Consider the following 18,756-nt stretch of genomic DNA (forward strand, 5'->3'; position numbering starts at 1 on the left):
TGCGACGAACGCTGGAGTCTGCCTCAGAAGCTGTAGTCGACCGTGGCGAAATACGAGCGCGGCGCGCCCAGCAGCCATTGCTCGCCGCTGAAGCTGGACTGGGCGTACTGGCGGTCGAACAGGTTGTTCAACTGCAGGCCCAGGCGCACGTCGGGCAGCACCTGCCAGCCCAGGTTGGCGTCGACCACCGTGTAGCCCGGCACGCGCTGGTCGTTGGCCGCGCTGGAGTAGCGCTCATCCACATAGCGCAGGCCGATGCCGGCATCTACGGTCTGGCTAAAGCCCTTGCTCAGCCACAGGTTGGCGGTGCGCCGCGGCACATCCTGCGGGCGGTTGCCGGCGCGGTCGTGGACCGTGCCGTTGTTGCCTTCCTCAAGGAAATCGTCGTACTTGGCCCGCACCAAAGCGGCATTGGCCGAGAGCTGCCACTGGTTGCCCAGCGCCAGTTCCAGGCTGGCCTCCAGGCCATCGGAGGTCTGTTGGCCGGCCTGCTGGCTGTCGTGGGTGAGCGGGTTGTACACCGGCAGCTTCTTCTTGACGATGTGATAGGCCGCCAGCGTCCACTCGCCACGGGTATCCCAGAAGCGTTGCTTGAGGCCGATCTCGGTCTGCTTCGCTTCGGTCAGTTCCAGGCGCTTGTTCGGGCGCTGGGTGAGCAGGTCGCCGACGCCATCTTCGCTGGTGGAATACTGCCCGTACAGCGACAGGTCGTCGGTGAGGGCGAACACCAGCCCGGCGCGCCAGTTGCCGCCTTGCAGGCTGCGGTCGCTGCGGGCGTTGTTGACCAGGTCGTCACGGTCGATGTGGTTCTGGTCGCGGCGGATGCCGGTGACCAGTGCGAGACGGTCGGTCAGCTGGGTGCGGTTTTCGGCGAACAGGGCGAAGGTGTCGACCTTGGACAGCGTCTGCGCGCGGGTCGGGCTGAGGCTATGGAAGCCGCCCGGAGCCGGATGCCACGGGTCGAGCGGGTCGCTGCTGCCATCGCTGTAGGGCGAGTTGCTGTCGACGTTGAAGCGGATCCGGTTGTATTCGGCGCCGACCACGGTCTTGCTGGCCAGGCCGAACAGGCCATGGTCGAAGGTGAAGCTCTGGCGATCGCCGAGCTGCTCCTGGTTATGGCGAATCTCGAAGAAGCTGGCGCGCTGGATCACGCCGTTGGCGGCGTCCCAGGTGTAGGACTCGGCGTTGCGCCACTGGCGGCGGCTCTTGATGTAGTACAGCTGGTTGCTGGCGCTGACGCTGTCGCTGAGGGTCCAGTCGGTGGTCAGGCGCGTCCACTCGTCATGGTAGCGCTGCTCGTCGTTGCTGACGTTGTAGTTCTTGCGGCGCACGCTGCTGCGCAGGTGCCCGTTGATCAGCGGGGTGCCGTAGTAGTTGGCCGGTTGCGCATCGCCGCGTTCGTGGGCGAGAGTGAAGCTCAGGTCGTCGCTGGCATCGAAGCGCAGGGCGGCGCTCAGGGCCAGGCTGCGCGAGTCGGTGCGGTCGACCCAGCCGTTGCCGGCCTGCTGGTTCAGGGTGACGCGGTAGCTCAGGCGCTCGCTCAGGCTGCCGCCGCTGTCCAGGCCCAGCTGCTGGCGGTCCCAGGAGCCGTAGCCCAGGCGCAGGTGGTTGCGGATGTCGCCGGCGAACGGCTTCTTCGGCACCACGTTGACCACCGCGCCGGTGGCGCCTTCGCCATACAGGACCGAGGCGGGGCCGCGGATCACATCGATGCGTTCGACCATCCACGGATCGACCGGAAAGGTCAGGGTGCCGGCGCCGGCGTAAAGGCGCGAGCCGTCGAACAGGGTCATCACCGAACTCTGCCCGGTGAAACCGCGGGCCGACAGGCCGGTACCGCCGTCGCCGGGCGTACCGATGAAAGTGAGGCCCGGCGAGCGGGTCACGGCGTCCTGCACGGTGAGGTTGTTGCGCTGCTGGATCTGCGCCTCGGTCAGGCTGCTGGTGCTGGCCGGGGTGTCCAGGGCGCTGAGGTTCAGGCGCGAACCGGCCGGGGTTGGCGTGGCCAGGTCGATGGCATGTGGCTCGCGGGTGTCGGTGATCGCCGTGGAGGGCAGGGTGAGGGGTGCCACTTCATTATCGTCGGCCAGCGCCGGCAGGGACACGGCCAGGCAGGCCGCCAGGGTGTGAAGCTTGTTGAATCGGGACATGTCGTTCCACTGCTGCAGGAAGAAATGGATCCCGGTGGAAAACACGCAACGGCGAAGCGCGAACGCAGGCGCGCACGCGGATACCGGCCTGCGCCCGCCCACCGCGGGTTGCCAAGTAAGGCTTCAGGCCGGTCTCCGGGCTTGCGAGGGGCGTGAAGCCTTCACCTTCCCATGCGTGCGCACAGTGGTTTGTCGAAGGATTCGCTCGCTTACCGTTGCGGGGGCAGCGCCGGACTTGTCGTGACAACGACGCACCGGCTTCCCGTTTCACCCTGCGCACGGCGGCGCAGGACACCTGAAACTGGCGCGCATCTGACCATTGAACGGGCAGTGAGTCAATCGTTCGAGTGGGTGGAGAAACTGTGACGGACATGGCGGTTTAGAGCGGTTTGCCGAATTTTTTCGAACTTTTGCCAAGCCCGTTGTCTCGAACCGGTCGTTCACCATTCATTCACGTCATGGAGACTTTTGCGAATGTCTACCCGTAACCTGTTGCGTCACTCCTGCCTGCTTGCCCTGCTCGGTGCCCCACTGGCCGCCACGGCGGCACCGAGCACCGACCCGCTGTTCACCCTCGGCTTGCTGGGTTCCTACGACAAGTTCAAGTTCGAGGGAGGAAGCGAGTCGGACAAGGAACACATGGGTCAGGGCGGTGTGTTCGCCACGTTCGGCAACAAGATGACCGCCGAATCCGGGTTCATCTACCAGATCGGTGCCGAGGCCAAGTACGGCAAGAAGAACGACAACAAGCTCAAGGAAGCCCAGGCCGATCTCGACCTGGGCTGGCGCGCCGCACTGGATGCGCGCAACTTCGTCGACCTGACAGTGGGCGGCGGCTACAGCTGGACCCGCTTCGAGCCTGAGATCAACGATCTCGATACACGGCTGACCTACAAGTCGCCGTTCGCCAAGGCAGCGTTGGGCTACAATCACCAGTTCGATGCGTCGACCCTGCGTGTGGAGGTGGGCGCGCGTCACACCATTGATGGCCGCGCACGGCTGAAAGTCGATGATTTCGGCAGCGACAGTGTCGACATGAAGGACCGCACCAATCCGTATGCGGAGGTCACCCTGCTGATGAACCAGCAGGGTGGCATGCCGGTGCAGGTGGGGGCGTACTACACCCGTACCGAGTACAAGCTGGACGAGGACACTCCGGTGGCCGACAACACCAAGCTCAAGCGCGACGAGTTTGGGGTGAAGGTGGGGTTGGCGTTCTGACCGGTTGAACCTGCGCTGAATCCGTCGCGGGGCAGGCCCGCTTTCACGCCCTACTCACCCAAACGGACGGGCATGGCGTGGGAGCGGGCTTGCCCCGCGATGACATCAACGCTGTCTAGCGTCCACGCCGGCGCGACACTCGCGCCTCGATGTTCTTGCGCCCGATCAGCAGCGCCGGTTTTTCCACTACCGGCTCATCGGCGAGCCACTTGTACATCACCAGGCAGTCCACCAGGCCCAGCTCGGCATGGCGGTAGGCCCTGGGCAGGCGCCCGACGGTCTCGAAGCCGAGCTTGTGCCACAGCGCCACGGCCACCTCGTTGCTTGCCACCACCGAATTGAACTGCAGGGCCAGGAAGCCCTCCTGGCGCGCCAGCTTCTGCGAGTGCTCGCACATCAGCCTGGCCACGCCCTGACCACGGGCCTGCGCGCAGACCATATAGCCGCAATTGCCGACATGCCCGCCGGGGCCGGCCGCATTGGCCTTGAGGAAGTAGGAGCCGAGCAGCACGCCGTCCTCCTCGGCCACCAGTGTGCGCAGCGGGGTTTCCAGCCACAGCCGGCGCGCCTGGTCAACGTCCAGGGCAGGGTCGAAGGCGTAGGTCTGGCGGGCCTGGACAATGGCCTGGAAGGTCGGCCAGAAGCGCTCGAAGTCTTCCGGGGTCATGGGGCGGATCTGGATCATGGCGGTTCCTGCACGGGCTGAGGCGCCAAGTCTGGGTGTCGCGGCGCCCGTGCGCAAGGGCGCTGGCGCCGCAACCTGCTCAGGAATCGGTCTTGCCCACGGCGTCCAGCGCCCTGGCCGAGTAGACCAGCGCGGCACCGGCGTTCATCGCCACCGCCACGCCCAGGGCCTCGGCGATCTCCTCGCGGGTGGCGCCGTGCTTGACCGCTTGCTGCGAATGCACGGCGATGCAGCCGTCGCAGCGCGTGGTGACGGCCACGGCCAGAGAGATCAGCTCGCGGGTCTTGGCGTCCAGGTGGTTGGTCTTGGCCCCGGCGCCGCTGGCGGTCATGTAGCCGGCCACGGTATCGGGTGAGAGTTGCTTGAGATCGCCGATGCCGGCCATCAACTGCTTACGGTAGGCGTCCCAGTCCATCATGCTCATCGTCTTCACCTTGTCAGGTTGGCAACAGGAGCTATCAGGCTAGTCGATGTTCGGCGGGACGAGGAGGCACAGGTGATCTTGGTAGGAGATCGCCCAGCCCTTTCGCGACACAAGGCCGCTCCCGCAGGAGCATGGAGCGGCCGATAGACAGTGGCAGGTCAGATATAGATGAACACCAGCACCAGCGCCGCGACCACCGCCCACTTCTCCAGGTAGTAGCGGGTGCGGTTGCGTTTCTTCATCGCCTTGCCGCGCTCGCGGATCTTGTAGATGCGGGTGAACAGGCGGTTGATGCCGCCGGTCTTGTCGCTGGCATCGTTGGGCGCGGCGGCGGCGGCCATGACGTTGCGGCTGAACCAGCGGTTGAACGCCGCGGCCCAGCGGTACTTGAGCGGACGCTCGACGTCGCAGAACAGGATGATGCGGTTGTGCTCGGTGGTGTTGGCCGCGTAGTGGATGTAGGTCTCGTCGAACACCACGCCCTCGCCGTCACGCCAGGAGTACTTCTCGCCGTCCACGTCGATGTAGCAGCCATCGTCGTTGGGCGTGTCCAGGCCCAGGTGGTAGCGGTAGGAGCCGGCGTACGGATCACGGTGGCGCACCAGCTTGGCGCCCGGCGGCAGGGTGGCGAACATCGCCGCCTTGACTGTGCCGATGCCGGCGAGCAGCTCGGTGGTGCGCGGGCACAGGGTCATCGCCGACGGGTGGCTCTCGCCGTACCACTTCAGGTAGAAGCGCTTCCAGCCGGTCTTGAAGAACGAGTTGAAACCGACGTCGTCATAGTTGTCGGATTTCTTGATCTCGCCGGCCTGCAGCAGCTGTTGCCCTTCCTTGCGGATTTCCTGCCAGTGGTCCTGCAGCACCTGCAGCTCGGGGAAGGCGCTGACCGGCAGATACGGCTTGGCCGGATGCTTGGAGAACAGATAGAGGAAGGCGTTGACCGGGGCCAGGAAGCTGGAGTGGTCGCCCAGCTGGCGGGTCAGCTTGTGACGAACCCGACCGCGCAGGTGAACATAGGCGATCGAGAGGACGAAGATCAGTACGAGTGCAATTTTCATGGACGTTTACTTGTCGAAAAATGGCCATGCGCCATGGCGTAAGCCCGCCAGCATAAACAATCGTGGCGCGGGTTTGTACTTATTGTTACGTCTTGTCTGACCGACTTAGGTGCAATGGCTGACAGGTTGCGCAAACGATTCAACAGCTTATGCAGATGTTCAGGTCGGGTAAACCGCTACACTCGATGGCTCGAACCGCTGTCAGGGAGAATCGAATGATCCAGGATCCACGCCCCAGCGGCGCTCCGTTCAAACGGTTGTTCTTCGCCTTGCCGGTAGGCGACGAACAATGCCGCGCCCTGGCGCAGTGGCGACGAGGGCTGAACCTGCGCAGCGGCAAACCGGTGCCGGCGGAGAATTTCCACGTCACCTTGCTGTTTCTCGGTGATGTGGACGCCGAGCAGGTGCCGGCGATCTGCGCGGCGGTCGATCAGCTCAGGCGGCCGGTCGCAGCGCCACGCTTGCTGCTCGACCGCCTGCAGGTCTGGCCGCGGGCCAGCGCGCTGGTGCTGGAGGCGCATCAGGCGCCTGTGGCGCTGCTGCAACTGGTGTATGGCCTGCAGCAGGCGCTGTTGCCCGTGGGCGTGGAGACGGCAAGCCGTGAGTATCGCCCGCACCTGACCCTGGCCAGGGACTTTCGCGGCCAGCCGCCAGAGGCCGGCACGGCGCCGGAGTTCTTCCTTGCCGCCCGGCACTTCACGCTCTACGAATCGCGCAAGGGCCGTTACTGGCCCTTGGCGCAATGGCCGTTGAGCGCGTGAGCGGCGATCAGAACTCAGGCGTGTACTTGACCGAGAACATCAGGTTGCGCGGCTCGCCGTAGTTGTTGCTGCCGTTGAGCTGGTTGAAGCCTGCCACCCAGTACTTCTTGTCGAACAGGTTGTAGGCGTTGACCGCCAGACTCACTTCCGGTGTCAGCTGGTAGGCCAGGCGAGCATTCCATACGGTGTAGCCGGGTACCTCGTAGGTGCGCTCGTAACCCAGGGTGTGGCTCTGGCTGGTAAAGCCCAGCCCGGTGCTCCAGCGCTGGCCGTCCACGGGCAAGGTGTAGTCGGCCCAGGCGCGCAGCATGTGCTTGGGGGTCCATTGGCTGAACACCCGTCCCTCGTTTTCCGGATCGTCGAGGAACTTGGTGGTGTTGTAGGTGTAGCCGGCGAACAGTTGCAGGCCGCTGAGCACTTCGCCGCTGACCTCGGCTTCGATCCCCTGGCTGCGCACCTTGCCCGCGGCATTGGAGCAATACCAACCGTCACAGGCAAAACCTGAGGCGGTGTCGGTGACGGCGCGGTTCTCCTGGTCGTAGCGGAACACTGCCAGCGAGGCATTGACGCGGCCATCGAGAAGCTCGCCCTTGAAGCCGGTTTCGTAGTTGCTGCCGATCACAGGCTTGAGCGGCACATTGCCGACACCGCGTTCGGTCTGCGGGGCGAACACATCGGTGTAGCTGGCGTACCAGGCCCATTCGCGGGTCAGGTCGTAGACAAATCCGGCGTACGGTGTGACTTCGCCCGACTCGGTCATGCGGCTGGTGGGGTTGACCTGGCCCGGGTTGAGCCCCCGATAAGTGGTGCTCGCGTAGCTGTAGTCGTACCAGCTGACGCGCGAGCCGAGAATCAGCGTCAGGCGATCGGTCGGCTTGACGCGCCAGGCGCCATACAGGCCTTTCTGGCGAATGTCGTAGCCGCTGTGCTCATGCCGACCGGTGGGCGCGGCGAGCAGCCCGTCGCGGCTGGGTTCAGGGCGGTCATGGTCAATGTCGAAGATGTTGTCGTTGCCGCCAAAGGTGCGCCAGTACTCATCATCTGAAGTCAGCTTGGAGTAGTTGCCGCCCACGGTTACCTCATGCGCCACCGCACCGGTATCGAAGTGGCCGACCAGGTTCATGTCCAGGCCCAGCTTGGTATTGTGGAAATCGGTGATCCAGTTGGCGTACTCGACGCCGCTGCCGTCCGCTTCCAGGCCTTCGCCGACGGTCTGGGTGCGCTGGTGGATGGAGGTGTTGGTCTCGTCCATGCGCACGGCGGCGGCCTTGAACGTCCAGTCGTCGTCGAAGCGGTGTTCGAGGTCGAGGTAGTAGGTGGTGACGTCGGTTTGCGCACGGTTCCAGCGCGCGCCGGTGAAGGTCGAACGGGGCAGGTCGACCGCCTTGCCGTTGGCGTAGCGTGGAATGCCGCGCAGCATTGGCCGCGACTGCTGGCGGTTGTAGCTGATGCCGGCACCAACGGTGGTGTCGTCGCTCAGGTCGATATCCAGCGCGCCGTACAGGGAGTGGGACTTGCTCCAGGCATAGTCGATAAAGCTGTCGCTCTGGTCCTCGTCGGCGACCATCCGCCCGCGCACCCGGCCGTCGGCGGTCAGCGGGCCGCCGGCATCCAGTTGCAGGCCATAGTGGTCCCAGGAGCCGGCCTTGCCGGTGACGGTGACGGTCGGTGCGGCCTGGCCGCGCTTGCGCACCAGGTTGATCGCTCCGCCCGGGCTGCCGGTGCCTTGCAGCAGGCCGGAGGCGCCGCGCAGGACTTCCACCCGGTCGAAGAACACCAGGTCCTGGGTCGCCCAGTTGCCCAGCGAGTAGTTGTTGCGCGGGATCGGCACGCCGTCGTACTGCCAGTCGTCGATCTGGAAGCCTCGCGAGGTCACGACCACGCCCGGGCCGATGCCCTGGGCGCCGACCAGGCCGGTGGTGTGGTTGAGCGCATCCTGAAGGTCGGTGATGCCCTGGTCGTCCAGCTGCTTGCGGGTGATCACCGTCACCGACTGCGGGATCTCCTTGAGGGTGTGCACGCCCTTGCCCAGGGTCACCGCCCGCGCCGCGTAGGAGCCACTGCCTTCGCTGGTGGCGTCCAGGTAGTTGTCGGTGATGCTGGTGCTGCCCAGCTCCAGCACCTCATCGCCCTGGCTGGCGGGGGCCACGCTGAAGTGGCCGCTGCCGGTGATGCGCAATTGCAGGCCACTGCCGGCCAGCGCGGCCTGCATGGCTTGCTCGGCGCTCATCTGGCCGACCACGGCGGGGGCCTGCTTGCCGCGCACAAGCCCTGGCTCCAGGGCGATGATGGTGCCGCTCTGGCTGGCGATGCGGTTGAGGGTGGTTGCCAGGCTCGCGGCGGGCAGGTCGAACGACAGGGTCTGTGCCTGGGCGAACAGGCTGAAGCTGGTCAGGACGGCGGCAATGGGCCAGGGGTTGCGCACGGAAATCTCCCGGATATTGTGAGTTGTCAGGAGATAGGTGGGCCGAGAAATGAAAACCGGACACCTTTGCGAATGATTTTCAAAAAAAGTTTCACGTAGCCGTTTTTGGGCCGATCAAGGTCAGCCAGGGGCCGAAGTGCTCGATGCTGACCGGCAGGGTTTCGGCCAGTGCCGACAGGGCTTGTTGCGGCTGGTCGAGCGGGAACACGCCCTGTACCCGCAAGTCGCGCACCGCCGGAGCGAGGCGCATGTAGCCGCGCTGGTAGGGGCGCAGGGCGTCGACCACCACATGCAGCGGTTCGTCGAGCACTTCCAGGCGGCCCTCCACCCAGGCCGCGCGCTGTTGTTGCTCGCTGCCCAGCCGCTCGATGCCGTTGTTGCGCAGCAGCGCCGCCTGGCCTTGTTGCAGGTCTTGCCAGCGCCCGTCGGGCAGGCTCAGGCGCACGCTGTGTTCGAGCACCACCACGCGGGTGGCGGTGTCTTCCTGGCGGACCAGGAAGCGGGTGCCGAGGGCCTGCACCTGGCCCTGCGCGGTACGCACGCGCAGCGGTCGTGCGGCGTCGGCGGCGACCTGGATGACCAGCTCGCCGCGGCGCAGCAGGACCAGGCGTTGGCGAGCATCGAAACGCAGGTCCACGGCGCTGGCGCTGTTGAGGCTCAGCCGGCTGCCGTCGGCCAGGGTGAAGCTGCGCCGCTCGCCGCTGGCGGTGTGCAGGTCGGCCAGCCAGCCCTGGGTGGCGTCGCTGCGCCAGCCGCCCCAGAGCGCCCCGCCGAGCAGGCCGAGGCTGGCCAGGGCACCCAGCACTTCGCGACGTGAATGGCTCGGTTGCAGCAGCACCCGGCGCGCCTCGGCGGCCTGTCCGGGGGCCCGTTGCTCAAGGGTGCGCAAGGTCGCGCAGGGCTTGCCCAGACGCTGTTGCAGCCGGTCCCAGGCCTGCTGGTGCGCCGGGTCCTGGCGCAGCCACTGCTCCAGCTGGTGCAACAGCGCATCGTCCGGCGCGCGGGCATTGAGCGCCACCATCCAGTCGATGGCCTGCTCGCCGATCGGGTCCAGGCTGCGGGCGCTCATGGTTGTACTTCGCACAGGTAGCATTGGCGCAGGGCCTGCTTCATGTAGCGGCTGACGGTGCGTTCGCAGATCTGCAGGCGGGCGGCGATCTCGACATAGCTCATGCCGTCGAGCTGGCTGTAGAGGAAAGCGGCCTTGACCATGGCCGGCAGGCCGTCGAGCACCTGGTCGATGGTCACCAGTGCTTCGATCAGCAGCAATTGCTCTTCGGTCGATGGGGCGACTTGTTCAGGCAGCAGCGCCAGGCGCTCGAGGTAGGCCAGTTCCAGTTGACGGCGACGGTGGCGGTCGAAGATCAGCCGCCGGGCGATGGTCGACAGGTAGGCGCGTGGTTGCTGGATGCTGTCCGGATCGACCTGCGCGCCCAGCATCTGGCAGAACGCCTCGGCGGCGGTGTCCTCGGCGTCGGCGCGGTTGCGCAGGCGTTTGTGGATGTGTTGGAGCAGCCAGCGATGGTGGTCGCTGAAGAAGAAGCCCAGCTTGCGGGTCGAGGTGCTGTCCAACGGTGGCTATCCAGTTGTGAGTGTGAATCGTTCTCAATGGTAGCCGGGAGGTTCGTCGTCTCGCAATGGGGCATGGCACAACAATTCGCGCCGCTGCCTGCGCAGCGGCGCGCGCTGGCGCATCAGGCCGCAGCTTCCTGGCCCGCGAACAGGGTCAGCCCCAGTTGGCGGGCTTGCGGCAGGAGGCTGGCGGGGGCTGCGCCTTCACTGTCGGTGAACAGGGTCGAACTGATGACCCGGGCACCGCAGTAGTCGAAGATACCGTGCTCGATCTGCACGCGCATGGCCTCGCCGTAGCCATGGCGCTCGAAGGTGCCGGCATCGGCGCCGGCCACGCCGACCAGGTGCGCGGTCATCCCGTGCAGCAGCTTGGTGGTGCTGCCGTCGGCGGCCTGGTCGAAGGCCCAGCCGTTGCTGAATACCCGCTCGACCCAGCCCTTGAGCAGGGCCGGCAGCGACCACCAGTAGATGGGGTAGACCATGACCATGGTGTCGGCCCGCTCGATGCGCGCCTGTTCGGCCAGTACATCGGCTGGGGGCTTGCCAAGGCGCCGGTGCACGGCGTGGTCGGCCAGGCTGAAGCGTGGGTCGAAGCCTTCGCTGGCCAGGTCGGCGAACTCGCTGGTATGACCGGCCGCGCGCAGGCCTTCGGCGACCTGCCGGGCGAGGGCGTGGGTGAGGGAGTCGGGGTCGTGGTGACCGATGACGATCAGGGCATGCATGGTGGAATCTCCAGAATCAGGATGCAGGGATACCGGGAGCGTTATATACTCGAGGTAAGTTACGCTTAGTAAGTTACTTTTGGTAGGTAATCGATGTCAAGCGAGGAAAAGACCGCGCGGCGCAAACGCCTGTCCCGCGAGGAGCGCCGGCGCCAGTTGCTGGATGTGGCCTGGCGGCTGGTCCGCGAGGAGGGCACCGATGCCCTGAGCCTGGGGCGTCTGGCCGAGCAGGCCGGGGTGACCAAGCCGGTGGTGTACGACCATTTCGAGACCCGCAACGGCTTGTTGCTGGCGCTGTACCAGGAATACGACGCCCGCCAGACGGCCATGCTCGACAAGGCCCTGGCCGGCTGCCCGGCGGGCCTATCGGAGCGGGCCTGGGTGATTGCCGAGGCCTATGTGGACTGCGTGGCCACCCAGGGCCGGGAGATCCCCGGGGTCAGCGCCGCGCTGGCCGGATCGCCGGAGCTGGAGGCGCTCAAGCGTGGTTATGACGGGCCGTTCATGGACAAGTGCCGTGAAGCGCTGCTGCCATTCGCGCCGGGTGGCGATATCGGCGTGGCCGGGTTGTGGGTGCTGGTGGGGGCGGCGGATGCGTTGTCCCTGGCGGCAGCGGCCGGAGAGCTGACGGCAGAAGCGGCCAAGTGCGAGCTGCAGGCGACCATCGTGGCGATGGTCCTGCGGCAGTAGGCGATCATCCTGCAAGTGATTTTTGTAGCGGATCCCGTGACCCGCTCTCATGGAGTAAACGTAACTTATTGATTTATCCAGGCCCTGTGGGAGCGGCCTTGCGTCGCGAAAGGGCTGCGTAGCAGCCCCCTGCAATTTCAAAGGTGGCTCGGAATCTGGGGCCGCTGCGCGCCCCTTTCCGACCGGTCCGACGCCTCGGCAAGGCCGCTCCCACAGAGGGACAGTTCCCTTCGCGACAATGTAGCCCAAAGGGCTGGGCGATTTCCTACGCATCCAGCTCTTGCAATCAGCTACGACGACCCCTCAGGCCGGCAGGCTCTGGTACGGTTGTTCCTCGCCCGGGCTGCGGGCGAACTGGCGCTTGTACTCGCGGCTGAACTGCGAGGTGCTCTGGTAGCCGACCCGATGCGCCACCTGGGCCACGCCGAGGCCTTCGCCGATCAGCATCTGCTGCGCCTTGAGCAGGCGCAGGCGCTTGAGGTACTGCATCGGCGCCAGGTCGGTGCAGCGCTTGAAGTGTTCGTGGAAGGTCGACACGCTCATGTTCGCCCGGCTGGCCAGTTCATCGACGCCCAGCGGCTCGGCGTAGTGCTCGCGCAGGTAGGCCAGGGCCGAGCCGATCCGGGCGAAATGCCCCTGTTGCTCGACCAGCGCCCGCAGCACGCCGGCCTGAGGCCCGCGCAAGGCGGTGTAGAGCACCTCGCGCACCCGCGCCGGCCCCAGCACCTTGGCATCCAGCGGGTCCTGCAGGCACTGCAGCAGGCGTTCGACGCTGTCGCGCATGGCCGTGTCCAGCACCGCCGAAGTCATCGACTGTGGCGTCTGTGCCTGCACCGCGGCATCCGGCGCCAGGTCCATGCTTTGCACCAGCTCGCCGAGCAGGGCGCGGTCGATGTCCACCGCCACGCCCAGCAGCGGCGCCTGGGGCGTGGCGAAGGTCTCGCACATGAACGGCACCGACAGCGCCTGCACCAGGTAATGCCCGGCGCCGTACTCCAGGGTGCGCGGGCCCAGGCGCGCCAGTTTGCTGCCCTGGGCGAGGATGATCAGGCTGGGTTCGTAGATTTGCGGGGTGCTGGCCACGTAATGGTCCCAGGTCAGGACCTGGACCTGGGGCAGGAGCGTGGGCACGAACCCCGGGCCTGTGGCGAGGGCGCGGATCAGCGAGCAGAGCGTGGCATTGGCATCCACATGGCGAGTCAGGTGCATGGTGAACCCGGGCAGAGAATCGGACATTGGCATCTTCGCAGATTCGCGGGTTCATGCCAGAGGCAGGCGGCAAGGTCCGGAGAATCAGGCATGCATGCCGGAGAATCGGCGGTGGGCGAGGCTGATTCTGGCGCGCAGAATGCGCCGACTAAATCGTTTCACTTGCACGAGGTACCCCATGTACACCGCCATCGGTTACGCCGCCCAATCGCCCACCAGCCCCCTGGCCCCCATGACCTTCCAGCGCCGCAGCCCGCGGCCCGACGATGTGGTCATCGAGATCCTCTACTGTGGCGTGTGCCATTCCGATATCCACCAGGCCCGCAATGAATGGGGCATCGCCGCGTACCCGCTGATGCCGGGCCATGAGATCGTCGGCCGGGTCAGTGCAGTGGGCGCGCAGGTCAGCCGTTACCAGGTCGGTGATCTGGTCGGCGTCGGCTGCATGGTCGATTCCTGCCGTCACTGCGAGGCCTGTCGCCAGGACGTCGAGCAGTACTGCCTGGAAGGCCCGACCATGACCTACGCCACCCCCGACCGGGTCGACGGCAGCAACACGATGGGCGGCTACTCCAGCAGCATCGTCGTCAGCGAGCACTTCGTCCTGCGCATTCCCGAGGGCATGGACCTGGCCAGTGCGGCGCCGATCCTGTGCGCCGGCATCACCACCTATTCGCCCCTCAAGCACCATGGCGTGGGCCCCGGGCACAAGGTGGGCGTGCTGGGCATGGGTGGCCTGGGCCATATGGGCATCAAGCTGGCCAAGGCCCTGGGTGCGCAAGTGACCCTGTTCACCCGCTCCGCGGCCAAGGCCGAGGAAGCCCGTCGCCAGGGCGCCGACCATGTGATCGTCTCCACCGATGCCGAACAGATGCGCAGTGCGGCGAGCCGTTTCGATTTCCTGCTCGACACCATTCCGGTGCAGCACGACCTCAACCCCTACCTGCAAACCCTGAAGTTCGGTGGCGTGCACATCCTGGTCGGGCTGATCGAGCCGGTCGACCCGCCGGTGCATGCGGCCAACCTGGTGATGCAGCGCCGGGTGCTGGCAGGCTCCCTGATCGGCGGCATCGCCGAAACCCAGGAGGTGCTCGACTTTTGCGCCGAGCACGGAATCAGCTGCGATATCGAAATGCTCGACATCCGCAACATCAATCACGCCTACGAGCGGATGATCGCTGGCGATGTGAAGTACCGCTTCGTCATCGACATGGCCACGCTCAAGGTCTGATCCTGTCGTGGGGGCGGGCTTGCCGGGCGACGCGCAGCGCTACCTGAGCGGCGCCGCATACCCCTGGCGCAGGTCCACGGCCCAGCCGTCGAGCACGGCCTTGACGTTGTCGGCCGTCATCACCTGGCGGTCGTTGTCCAGCGGCACGCCGGTACCTGCGAGCATTGCCTCGCCGACTACCTTGCCGCTTGCGCCCGACTCGAACGACAGCTCGCTGGCGATCAGGCTGTCCCGGTCGCGAATGCCCGCGGCGCTGCTCACCCCGGCCGCGACCAGGGTAATCGGCAGCCACTCGTAGAAGCGCAGGCCCTGGGTGTCGGCGCTGATACGGGTGATTGCCGGCCTGACCACCAGGGTGTTCGGGCCGGGCCTGTCGACCACCGTCATCACCTTGCCCAGTTCGTTGCGCAGTACCGCATCGTAGTAGTGGGTGATGCTGGCGAGGGTGGCCTGGGGGATGCGCGAGCTCGGCTCGGGAGCCGGGTAGAACCGGCTGGGAGCCAGGTAGACCTCGATGTAACGCCCCTTTGGCCATTTCGGGTCGGCCCAGCTGAGCACGGTCCCGCCTGAGGGTGCCTGGTGCGGTGTGAGTAATCCGTAATCCTTGAGATAACCGGTCGGTGCCGGCTTGTTGCTGCCGCACGCGGACAGGCCCAGGGTGGACGTCAGCACCACTGCCAGAAGGTGACGCCGACTCATGGGTGGCGAACCTCGCGCCGGGTCGGGAGGGCCGCTTGCAGGTGGGGCACGTCCTGCGATGTCTGGATGCGCAGCTGCCCGCGCGCCATCAGCCAGTGAACGAGGTCACGGACCGGAACGGTGTGGCTGTACTCGACCCATTCGCCAAAGGTCGGGTCGTAGTGTTCGAAATACCGACGCAGGGTGACGTAGCCCTGTTCGTTTGCCAGCTCCAGGCTCTCCTGCTGCACGATCAGGGAACCCGATTGTCCGCGCTGGGTGTTGCGCTGGCTGAGGATCAGGGACGCGGAACCCTCATGCCCATCGGTGCTGTTGCGGCTGTCGACTATCTTCATGGGGAACCCTCGGTAATGGAAGGCTGGCAGGGTGAAGGGTCATCGTTGCCGGGTGATGTCCGCTTTGTGTCGTGCATGACGAAATGTTGCGCGATTGAAATATATGACCCGCGTGGCGCAATGGTTTTAGATACGCCTTTTTTCCCGGATCGGTATGACCGTGAGCAGATTGTTGATCGTCGATGACGACGTGGAAATCCTCGCCTTGCTGAAGCAGTTCTTCGTCCAGCACGGCTACGAGGTAGACCTGGCCGCCGAGGGGCAGGCGATGTGGGCCGCCGTCGCCCGGCAGCGCCCGGATGCGATCATCCTCGACCTGATGCTGCCCGGCGAAAGTGGCCTGGGCCTGTGTCAGAAGCTGCGTGCGCAGCTTGGCGTGCCGGTCATCATGCTCACCGCCATGGCCGAGCTGAGCGACCGCATCATCGGCCTGGAACTGGGCGCCGACGACTATCTGACCAAGCCGTTCGACCCGCGCGAACTGCTGGCCCGCCTGCGCGCCGTGCAGCGCCGGGTCGGCGAGCAGCCGCCGCGTGGCGAGGCGGCGCGGCCGGTGATCGGCTTCGCCGGCTGGCAGCTGGACATCACCTGTCGCGAGCTGCGCTCGCCCGAGCGGGTGATGGTGCCGCTGTCCGGCGCCGAGTTCGATTTGCTGGTGGTATTTCTCGAGCATCCGCAGCGCATCCTCACCCGCGAGCAGTTGATCGACCTGACCCGTGGCCACGGCCATGACGCCTTCGACCGCAGCATCGACGTGCAGGTCAGCCGGCTGCGGCGCAAGATCGAGCCCGACAGCAAGCGCCCGGACCTGATTCGCACCGTGCGCAATGGCGGCTACCTGTTCAGCGCCACGGTGACCCGCTCGTGATCCGTCGCCTGCTGGGTCGCGACACCCTGCGCAAGCGCATCGCCCTGACCATTTTCACCGCGCTGCTCGCGTCCTTGGCGTTCAACGCCTTGTTCGTCCAGGTTGCCGGCAGCTGGGCCCGCCCGCCCATCGAGCGCACCGGCCTGCTCGAACAGATCGCCGTGACCACCCGAGTGATCGAGACCGCGCCGGCGACGCTGCGCGGGCAGCTGGCCGAGGCGGCGAGCACGCCAACGCTGCGGGTGACCTGGAGTACCCGGCGTGACGACTTTGGCCTGCCTGGCCCGGGCACCATGCTCAATTCCGGGCAGGTGCCGGCGATGGCCCAGCTGCTGGGGCCCTCGCGGCCGATCGAAGTGTACAACCCGGATGACTGGCCCATGGGCAGCGCCGAGGCGCACTACGTGGCGCTGGTCGCGCTGGCTGATGACAGCTGGCTGCTGTTCGTGCCGCCGGAGCGCAGCTGGGGCATGAGCGTGACGGCGCGCCTGGCGGTGGTCATCGGCCTGGGGCTGGTGGCGACGTTGCTGGTGGCCTGGCTCGCCACCCGCCAGCTGGCCGCGCCGCTGCAACGCTTCGCCAGTGCGGCGCGGCGTTTCGGCGCTGACCTGCAGGCGCCGCCCATCGCCATCGAGGGGCCCGAGGAAATTCGCCAGGCAATCATCGCCTTCAACACCATGCAGGCGCAGATCCAGCACTTCCTCCGCGAGCGCACCCACATGCTCGCGGCCATCTCCCACGACCTGCGCGCGCCGTTGACGCGCATGCGCCTGCGCAGCGAGTTCATGGAAGACCTGGACCACCAGCGCAAGCTGATCCGCGACGTCGACGAGATGCAGACGATGATCAACGAGGCCCTGGCGTTCTTCCGCGAAGGCACGCAACTGGAGCAGCGCACGGCCTATGATTTGTCGGAGCTGTTGCAGACCCTGGTCGACGACTACCGCGACCAGCATCTGGACATCGCCTTCAAGGGCCCGGCGCACCTGGTGCATGACGGCCGCCCGCTGGCGACCAAGCGGGTGGTCGTCAACCTGGTGGAAAACGCCATGAAGTATGCCCGCGATCCGCAGATAACGCTGCGCCGCGCCGCTCACCTGATCGTCATCGAGGTTCGCGACAGCGGGCCAGGTATTCCCGAGGAGGCCCTGCAGCAGGTGTTCGAGCCGTTCTACCGGCTGGAGGGCTCGCGCAACCGCGATACCGGCGGCGTCGGCCTCGGCCTTTCGGCCGCCCGTGCCAGCGTGCGCGAGCAGGGCGGCGAGCTGACCCTGCGCAATCGCGTTGGCGGTGGGCTGGTGGCGCGGATCGAACTGCCCGATGGCGGCTGAGCGGGTCAGTACACCCAGACCTCGACCCGGCGGTTGCGCAGGCGCCCCTGCTCCAGGTCGTTGCCGGCCACCGGCAGTTCGTCGCCCATGCCCGCCACGTCCCTGACCTGCACCCCGGCGCGGGCCAGCTCGCGGCGCACCGCCATGGCCCGCAGGCGCGACAGCAGCGCGGCGCGGCCCGGTGTCTCCTTGGGATCGCCGAAGCCCACCAGCACCACCTTGCCCTGTAGCTTGCCGGCCTGGCGCAGGTAGTCGCCGACCCGCTGCACATCGCGCAGGGCCTTGTTGTCGAGGCCGGCGCTGCCTTCCTGGAAGCGGAAGTTCACGCTCAGGCGCTGGGCCTCGCCGGCCAGTGTCCGATAGCGTGGCGGCATGTCGCCCTGGGCCGCGATCTGCTGTGGCTTGATCTGCTGGGAAACGAAACCCTGCTCGGCGACGATGGCCTGGCCGGCGGGACTTTGGGCAAACTCGGCGAGCGCCTTGGCCAGCGGCGTGGGGTGGGCGGGGAGGTAGAAGAACAGGCGACGCGACAGCGGGTAGTCCTCGCTGGCCACCAGGGCACGGCTGGGTGGCAGCGCCGGTGCATCGCCCTCGGCCACGGCCAGTGCCTTGGTCCGGTGGACCGTGGCCAGGCCGCTGAAACCGATGGCCTGGCGGTCGGCCATGACCTGGGCAGCCAGTTCGTCGGCGGACTCGAAGCGCCGCGCCTGGGTGGCCAGTGTCGCTTGCTGAGGGGTAAGCACCAGGGCCTTGAAGGTTTCGAAGGTGCCGGAGCGATCATCGCGGGCATACAGGTGGATCGCCCCGCCGGGCACGCCCAGCTGTTCCCAGCGTTGCAACTGGCCGGAGAACACCTGGGCCAGTTGCTCGGTGCTCAGTTGCGTGAGCGGGTTGTCCGGGTGGACGATCACCGCCACGCCATCCAGGCCGATCACCTGTTCCGAGCCCGCGCCGCGCAGGTTGCCCAGGGCCTGCAACTGTTGCGCCTCGCTGTCGCTGATCGGCCGCGAGGCCGCGGCCAGGTCGGCCTCGCCCCGGGCCAGCGCGACAAAGCCGGTGCTGGTGCCGTGGGCGGCAATCTCGATGCGCACGGGCTGGCCGTTTGCATCGCGGGCGTGGACCTCGGTCTCGTTGGCCGTGGCGCCGGGCCGGTGCTCGATGGCGCTTGCGCCCTGAGCCTGCAGCAGCCCCTGCACCAGGGCCGGGCCAAGGGCCGCGCCGATGGTGTTGGAGCCCTGGATACGCAGTTGCGCGGGCCCGGCGCAAGCCAGGCCCGGGAGCAGGCACAGCAGAAGGAGAAGCAGGCGAGGCATGCCGAAGACCCGTGGCACAGAGTTGCGCCGCAGATTACGACAGTTGCTTGACCGAAAGATGA

Annotated in this window: 18 protein-coding genes and 1 riboswitch; of the genes, 6 read left to right on the forward strand and 12 right to left on the reverse strand. The window is 66.5% G+C overall.

Going from position 1 to position 18,756, the window contains the following annotated elements; translation table 11 throughout:
- Positions 1 to 23: 23 nt before the first annotated feature.
- Positions 24 to 2,150, reverse strand: a complete 2,127-nt coding sequence (locus tag DMX06_RS01345; RefSeq protein WP_110733828.1) for a TonB-dependent receptor — start codon at positions 2,148 to 2,150, stop codon at positions 24 to 26.
- A 109-nt stretch (positions 2,151 to 2,259) separates the two neighbouring features.
- A riboswitch (cobalamin riboswitch) is annotated at positions 2,260 to 2,464 on the reverse strand.
- A 160-nt stretch (positions 2,465 to 2,624) separates the two neighbouring features.
- Here DMX06_RS01345 and DMX06_RS01350 point away from each other — a divergent pair.
- Positions 2,625 to 3,371, forward strand: coding sequence for an outer membrane beta-barrel protein (locus DMX06_RS01350; RefSeq protein ID WP_110733831.1), 747 nt, complete (start codon positions 2,625 to 2,627; stop codon positions 3,369 to 3,371).
- Between the two features lie 115 nt (positions 3,372 to 3,486).
- Here the strand turns inward: DMX06_RS01350 and DMX06_RS01355 are convergent, their stop codons facing one another.
- The 3 genes from DMX06_RS01355 to lpxO all read right to left on the reverse strand — a co-directional run bounded on the left by DMX06_RS01355 (position 3,487) and on the right by lpxO (position 5,538).
- Complete coding sequence (locus DMX06_RS01355; RefSeq protein WP_110733833.1) at positions 3,487 to 4,056, reverse strand: GNAT family N-acetyltransferase; 570 nt, start codon at positions 4,054 to 4,056, stop codon at positions 3,487 to 3,489.
- 79 nt (positions 4,057 to 4,135) lie between these two features.
- Complete coding sequence (locus tag DMX06_RS01360; protein ID WP_110733836.1) at positions 4,136 to 4,480, reverse strand: carboxymuconolactone decarboxylase family protein; 345 nt, start codon at positions 4,478 to 4,480, stop codon at positions 4,136 to 4,138.
- 158 nt (positions 4,481 to 4,638) lie between these two features.
- Complete coding sequence (lpxO, locus tag DMX06_RS01365) at positions 4,639 to 5,538, reverse strand: lipid A hydroxylase LpxO (protein ID WP_028691801.1); 900 nt, start codon at positions 5,536 to 5,538, stop codon at positions 4,639 to 4,641.
- Positions 5,539 to 5,753: 215 nt separating this feature from the next.
- Between lpxO and thpR the strand changes: the two genes are divergently transcribed.
- The gene (gene thpR, locus DMX06_RS01370; protein ID WP_110733839.1) at positions 5,754 to 6,299 is read left to right on the forward strand and encodes an RNA 2',3'-cyclic phosphodiesterase; all 546 of its coding nucleotides are present in this window, start codon (positions 5,754 to 5,756) and stop codon (positions 6,297 to 6,299) included.
- Between the two features lie 7 nt (positions 6,300 to 6,306).
- Here the strand turns inward: thpR and DMX06_RS01375 are convergent, their stop codons facing one another.
- The 4 genes from DMX06_RS01375 to DMX06_RS01390 form a co-directional block, all read right to left on the reverse strand.
- On the reverse strand, positions 6,307 to 8,724 hold the full coding sequence (locus DMX06_RS01375) for a TonB-dependent siderophore receptor (RefSeq protein ID WP_258378787.1): 2,418 nt from the start codon (positions 8,722 to 8,724) through the stop codon (positions 6,307 to 6,309).
- A gap of 91 nt (positions 8,725 to 8,815) precedes the next feature.
- Positions 8,816 to 9,793, reverse strand: a complete 978-nt coding sequence (locus DMX06_RS01380; RefSeq protein ID WP_110733843.1) for a FecR family protein — start codon at positions 9,791 to 9,793, stop codon at positions 8,816 to 8,818.
- The gene (locus DMX06_RS01385; RefSeq protein WP_110733846.1) at positions 9,790 to 10,296 is read right to left on the reverse strand and encodes a sigma-70 family RNA polymerase sigma factor; all 507 of its coding nucleotides are present in this window, start codon (positions 10,294 to 10,296) and stop codon (positions 9,790 to 9,792) included. Before DMX06_RS01385 ends, DMX06_RS01380 begins: the two co-directional genes overlap by 4 nt.
- A gap of 122 nt (positions 10,297 to 10,418) precedes the next feature.
- A complete protein-coding gene (locus DMX06_RS01390) occupies positions 10,419 to 11,018 on the reverse strand; it encodes an NAD(P)H-dependent oxidoreductase (protein ID WP_110733849.1) in 600 nt (199 codons plus the stop codon).
- Positions 11,019 to 11,111: 93 nt separating this feature from the next.
- Here DMX06_RS01390 and DMX06_RS01395 point away from each other — a divergent pair, with 93 nt between their 5' ends.
- A complete protein-coding gene (locus tag DMX06_RS01395; protein ID WP_110733852.1) occupies positions 11,112 to 11,708 on the forward strand; it encodes a TetR/AcrR family transcriptional regulator in 597 nt (198 codons plus the stop codon).
- A 303-nt stretch (positions 11,709 to 12,011) separates the two neighbouring features.
- On the opposite strand, the gene DMX06_RS01400 is transcribed toward DMX06_RS01395, so the two are convergent.
- Positions 12,012 to 12,917 carry an AraC family transcriptional regulator gene (locus DMX06_RS01400; protein WP_110734052.1) on the reverse strand — a complete coding sequence of 302 codons (906 nt, stop codon included), beginning with the start codon at positions 12,915 to 12,917 and terminating at the stop codon, positions 12,012 to 12,014.
- Between the two features lie 178 nt (positions 12,918 to 13,095).
- On the opposite strand from DMX06_RS01400, the gene DMX06_RS01405 reads away from it, so the two are divergent.
- Positions 13,096 to 14,148, forward strand: a complete 1,053-nt coding sequence (locus DMX06_RS01405) for an NAD(P)-dependent alcohol dehydrogenase (protein ID WP_110733854.1) — start codon at positions 13,096 to 13,098, stop codon at positions 14,146 to 14,148.
- A 39-nt stretch (positions 14,149 to 14,187) separates the two neighbouring features.
- Here DMX06_RS01405 and DMX06_RS01410 read toward each other — a convergent pair whose 3' ends face one another.
- Together DMX06_RS01410 and DMX06_RS01415 are read right to left on the reverse strand one after the other, a co-directional pair.
- Positions 14,188 to 14,847 carry a DUF3313 domain-containing protein gene (locus DMX06_RS01410; RefSeq protein ID WP_110733856.1) on the reverse strand — a complete coding sequence of 220 codons (660 nt, stop codon included), beginning with the start codon at positions 14,845 to 14,847 and terminating at the stop codon, positions 14,188 to 14,190.
- Positions 14,844 to 15,182, reverse strand: coding sequence for a hypothetical protein (locus DMX06_RS01415; protein WP_110733858.1), 339 nt, complete (start codon positions 15,180 to 15,182; stop codon positions 14,844 to 14,846). The genes DMX06_RS01410 and DMX06_RS01415 overlap by 4 nt, the downstream gene beginning before the upstream one ends.
- Positions 15,183 to 15,336: 154 nt before the next feature.
- On the opposite strand from DMX06_RS01415, the gene DMX06_RS01420 reads away from it, so the two are divergent.
- Positions 15,337 to 16,050, forward strand: a complete 714-nt coding sequence (locus tag DMX06_RS01420; RefSeq protein WP_110733860.1) for a response regulator — start codon at positions 15,337 to 15,339, stop codon at positions 16,048 to 16,050.
- Positions 16,047 to 17,381, forward strand: coding sequence for an ATP-binding protein (locus tag DMX06_RS01425; RefSeq protein WP_110733862.1), 1,335 nt, complete (start codon positions 16,047 to 16,049; stop codon positions 17,379 to 17,381). Before DMX06_RS01420 ends, DMX06_RS01425 begins: the two co-directional genes overlap by 4 nt.
- Before the next feature lie 5 nt (positions 17,382 to 17,386).
- On the opposite strand, the gene DMX06_RS01430 is transcribed toward DMX06_RS01425, so the two are convergent.
- Positions 17,387 to 18,694, reverse strand: a complete 1,308-nt coding sequence (locus tag DMX06_RS01430; protein WP_110733865.1) for a phosphate ABC transporter substrate-binding/OmpA family protein — start codon at positions 18,692 to 18,694, stop codon at positions 17,387 to 17,389.
- Positions 18,695 to 18,756 lie beyond the last annotated feature (62 nt).

The sequence above is a fragment of the Pseudomonas mosselii genome, assembly GCF_003205295.1.
Taxonomy (GTDB): Bacteria; Pseudomonadota; Gammaproteobacteria; order Pseudomonadales; family Pseudomonadaceae; genus Aquipseudomonas; species Aquipseudomonas mosselii_B.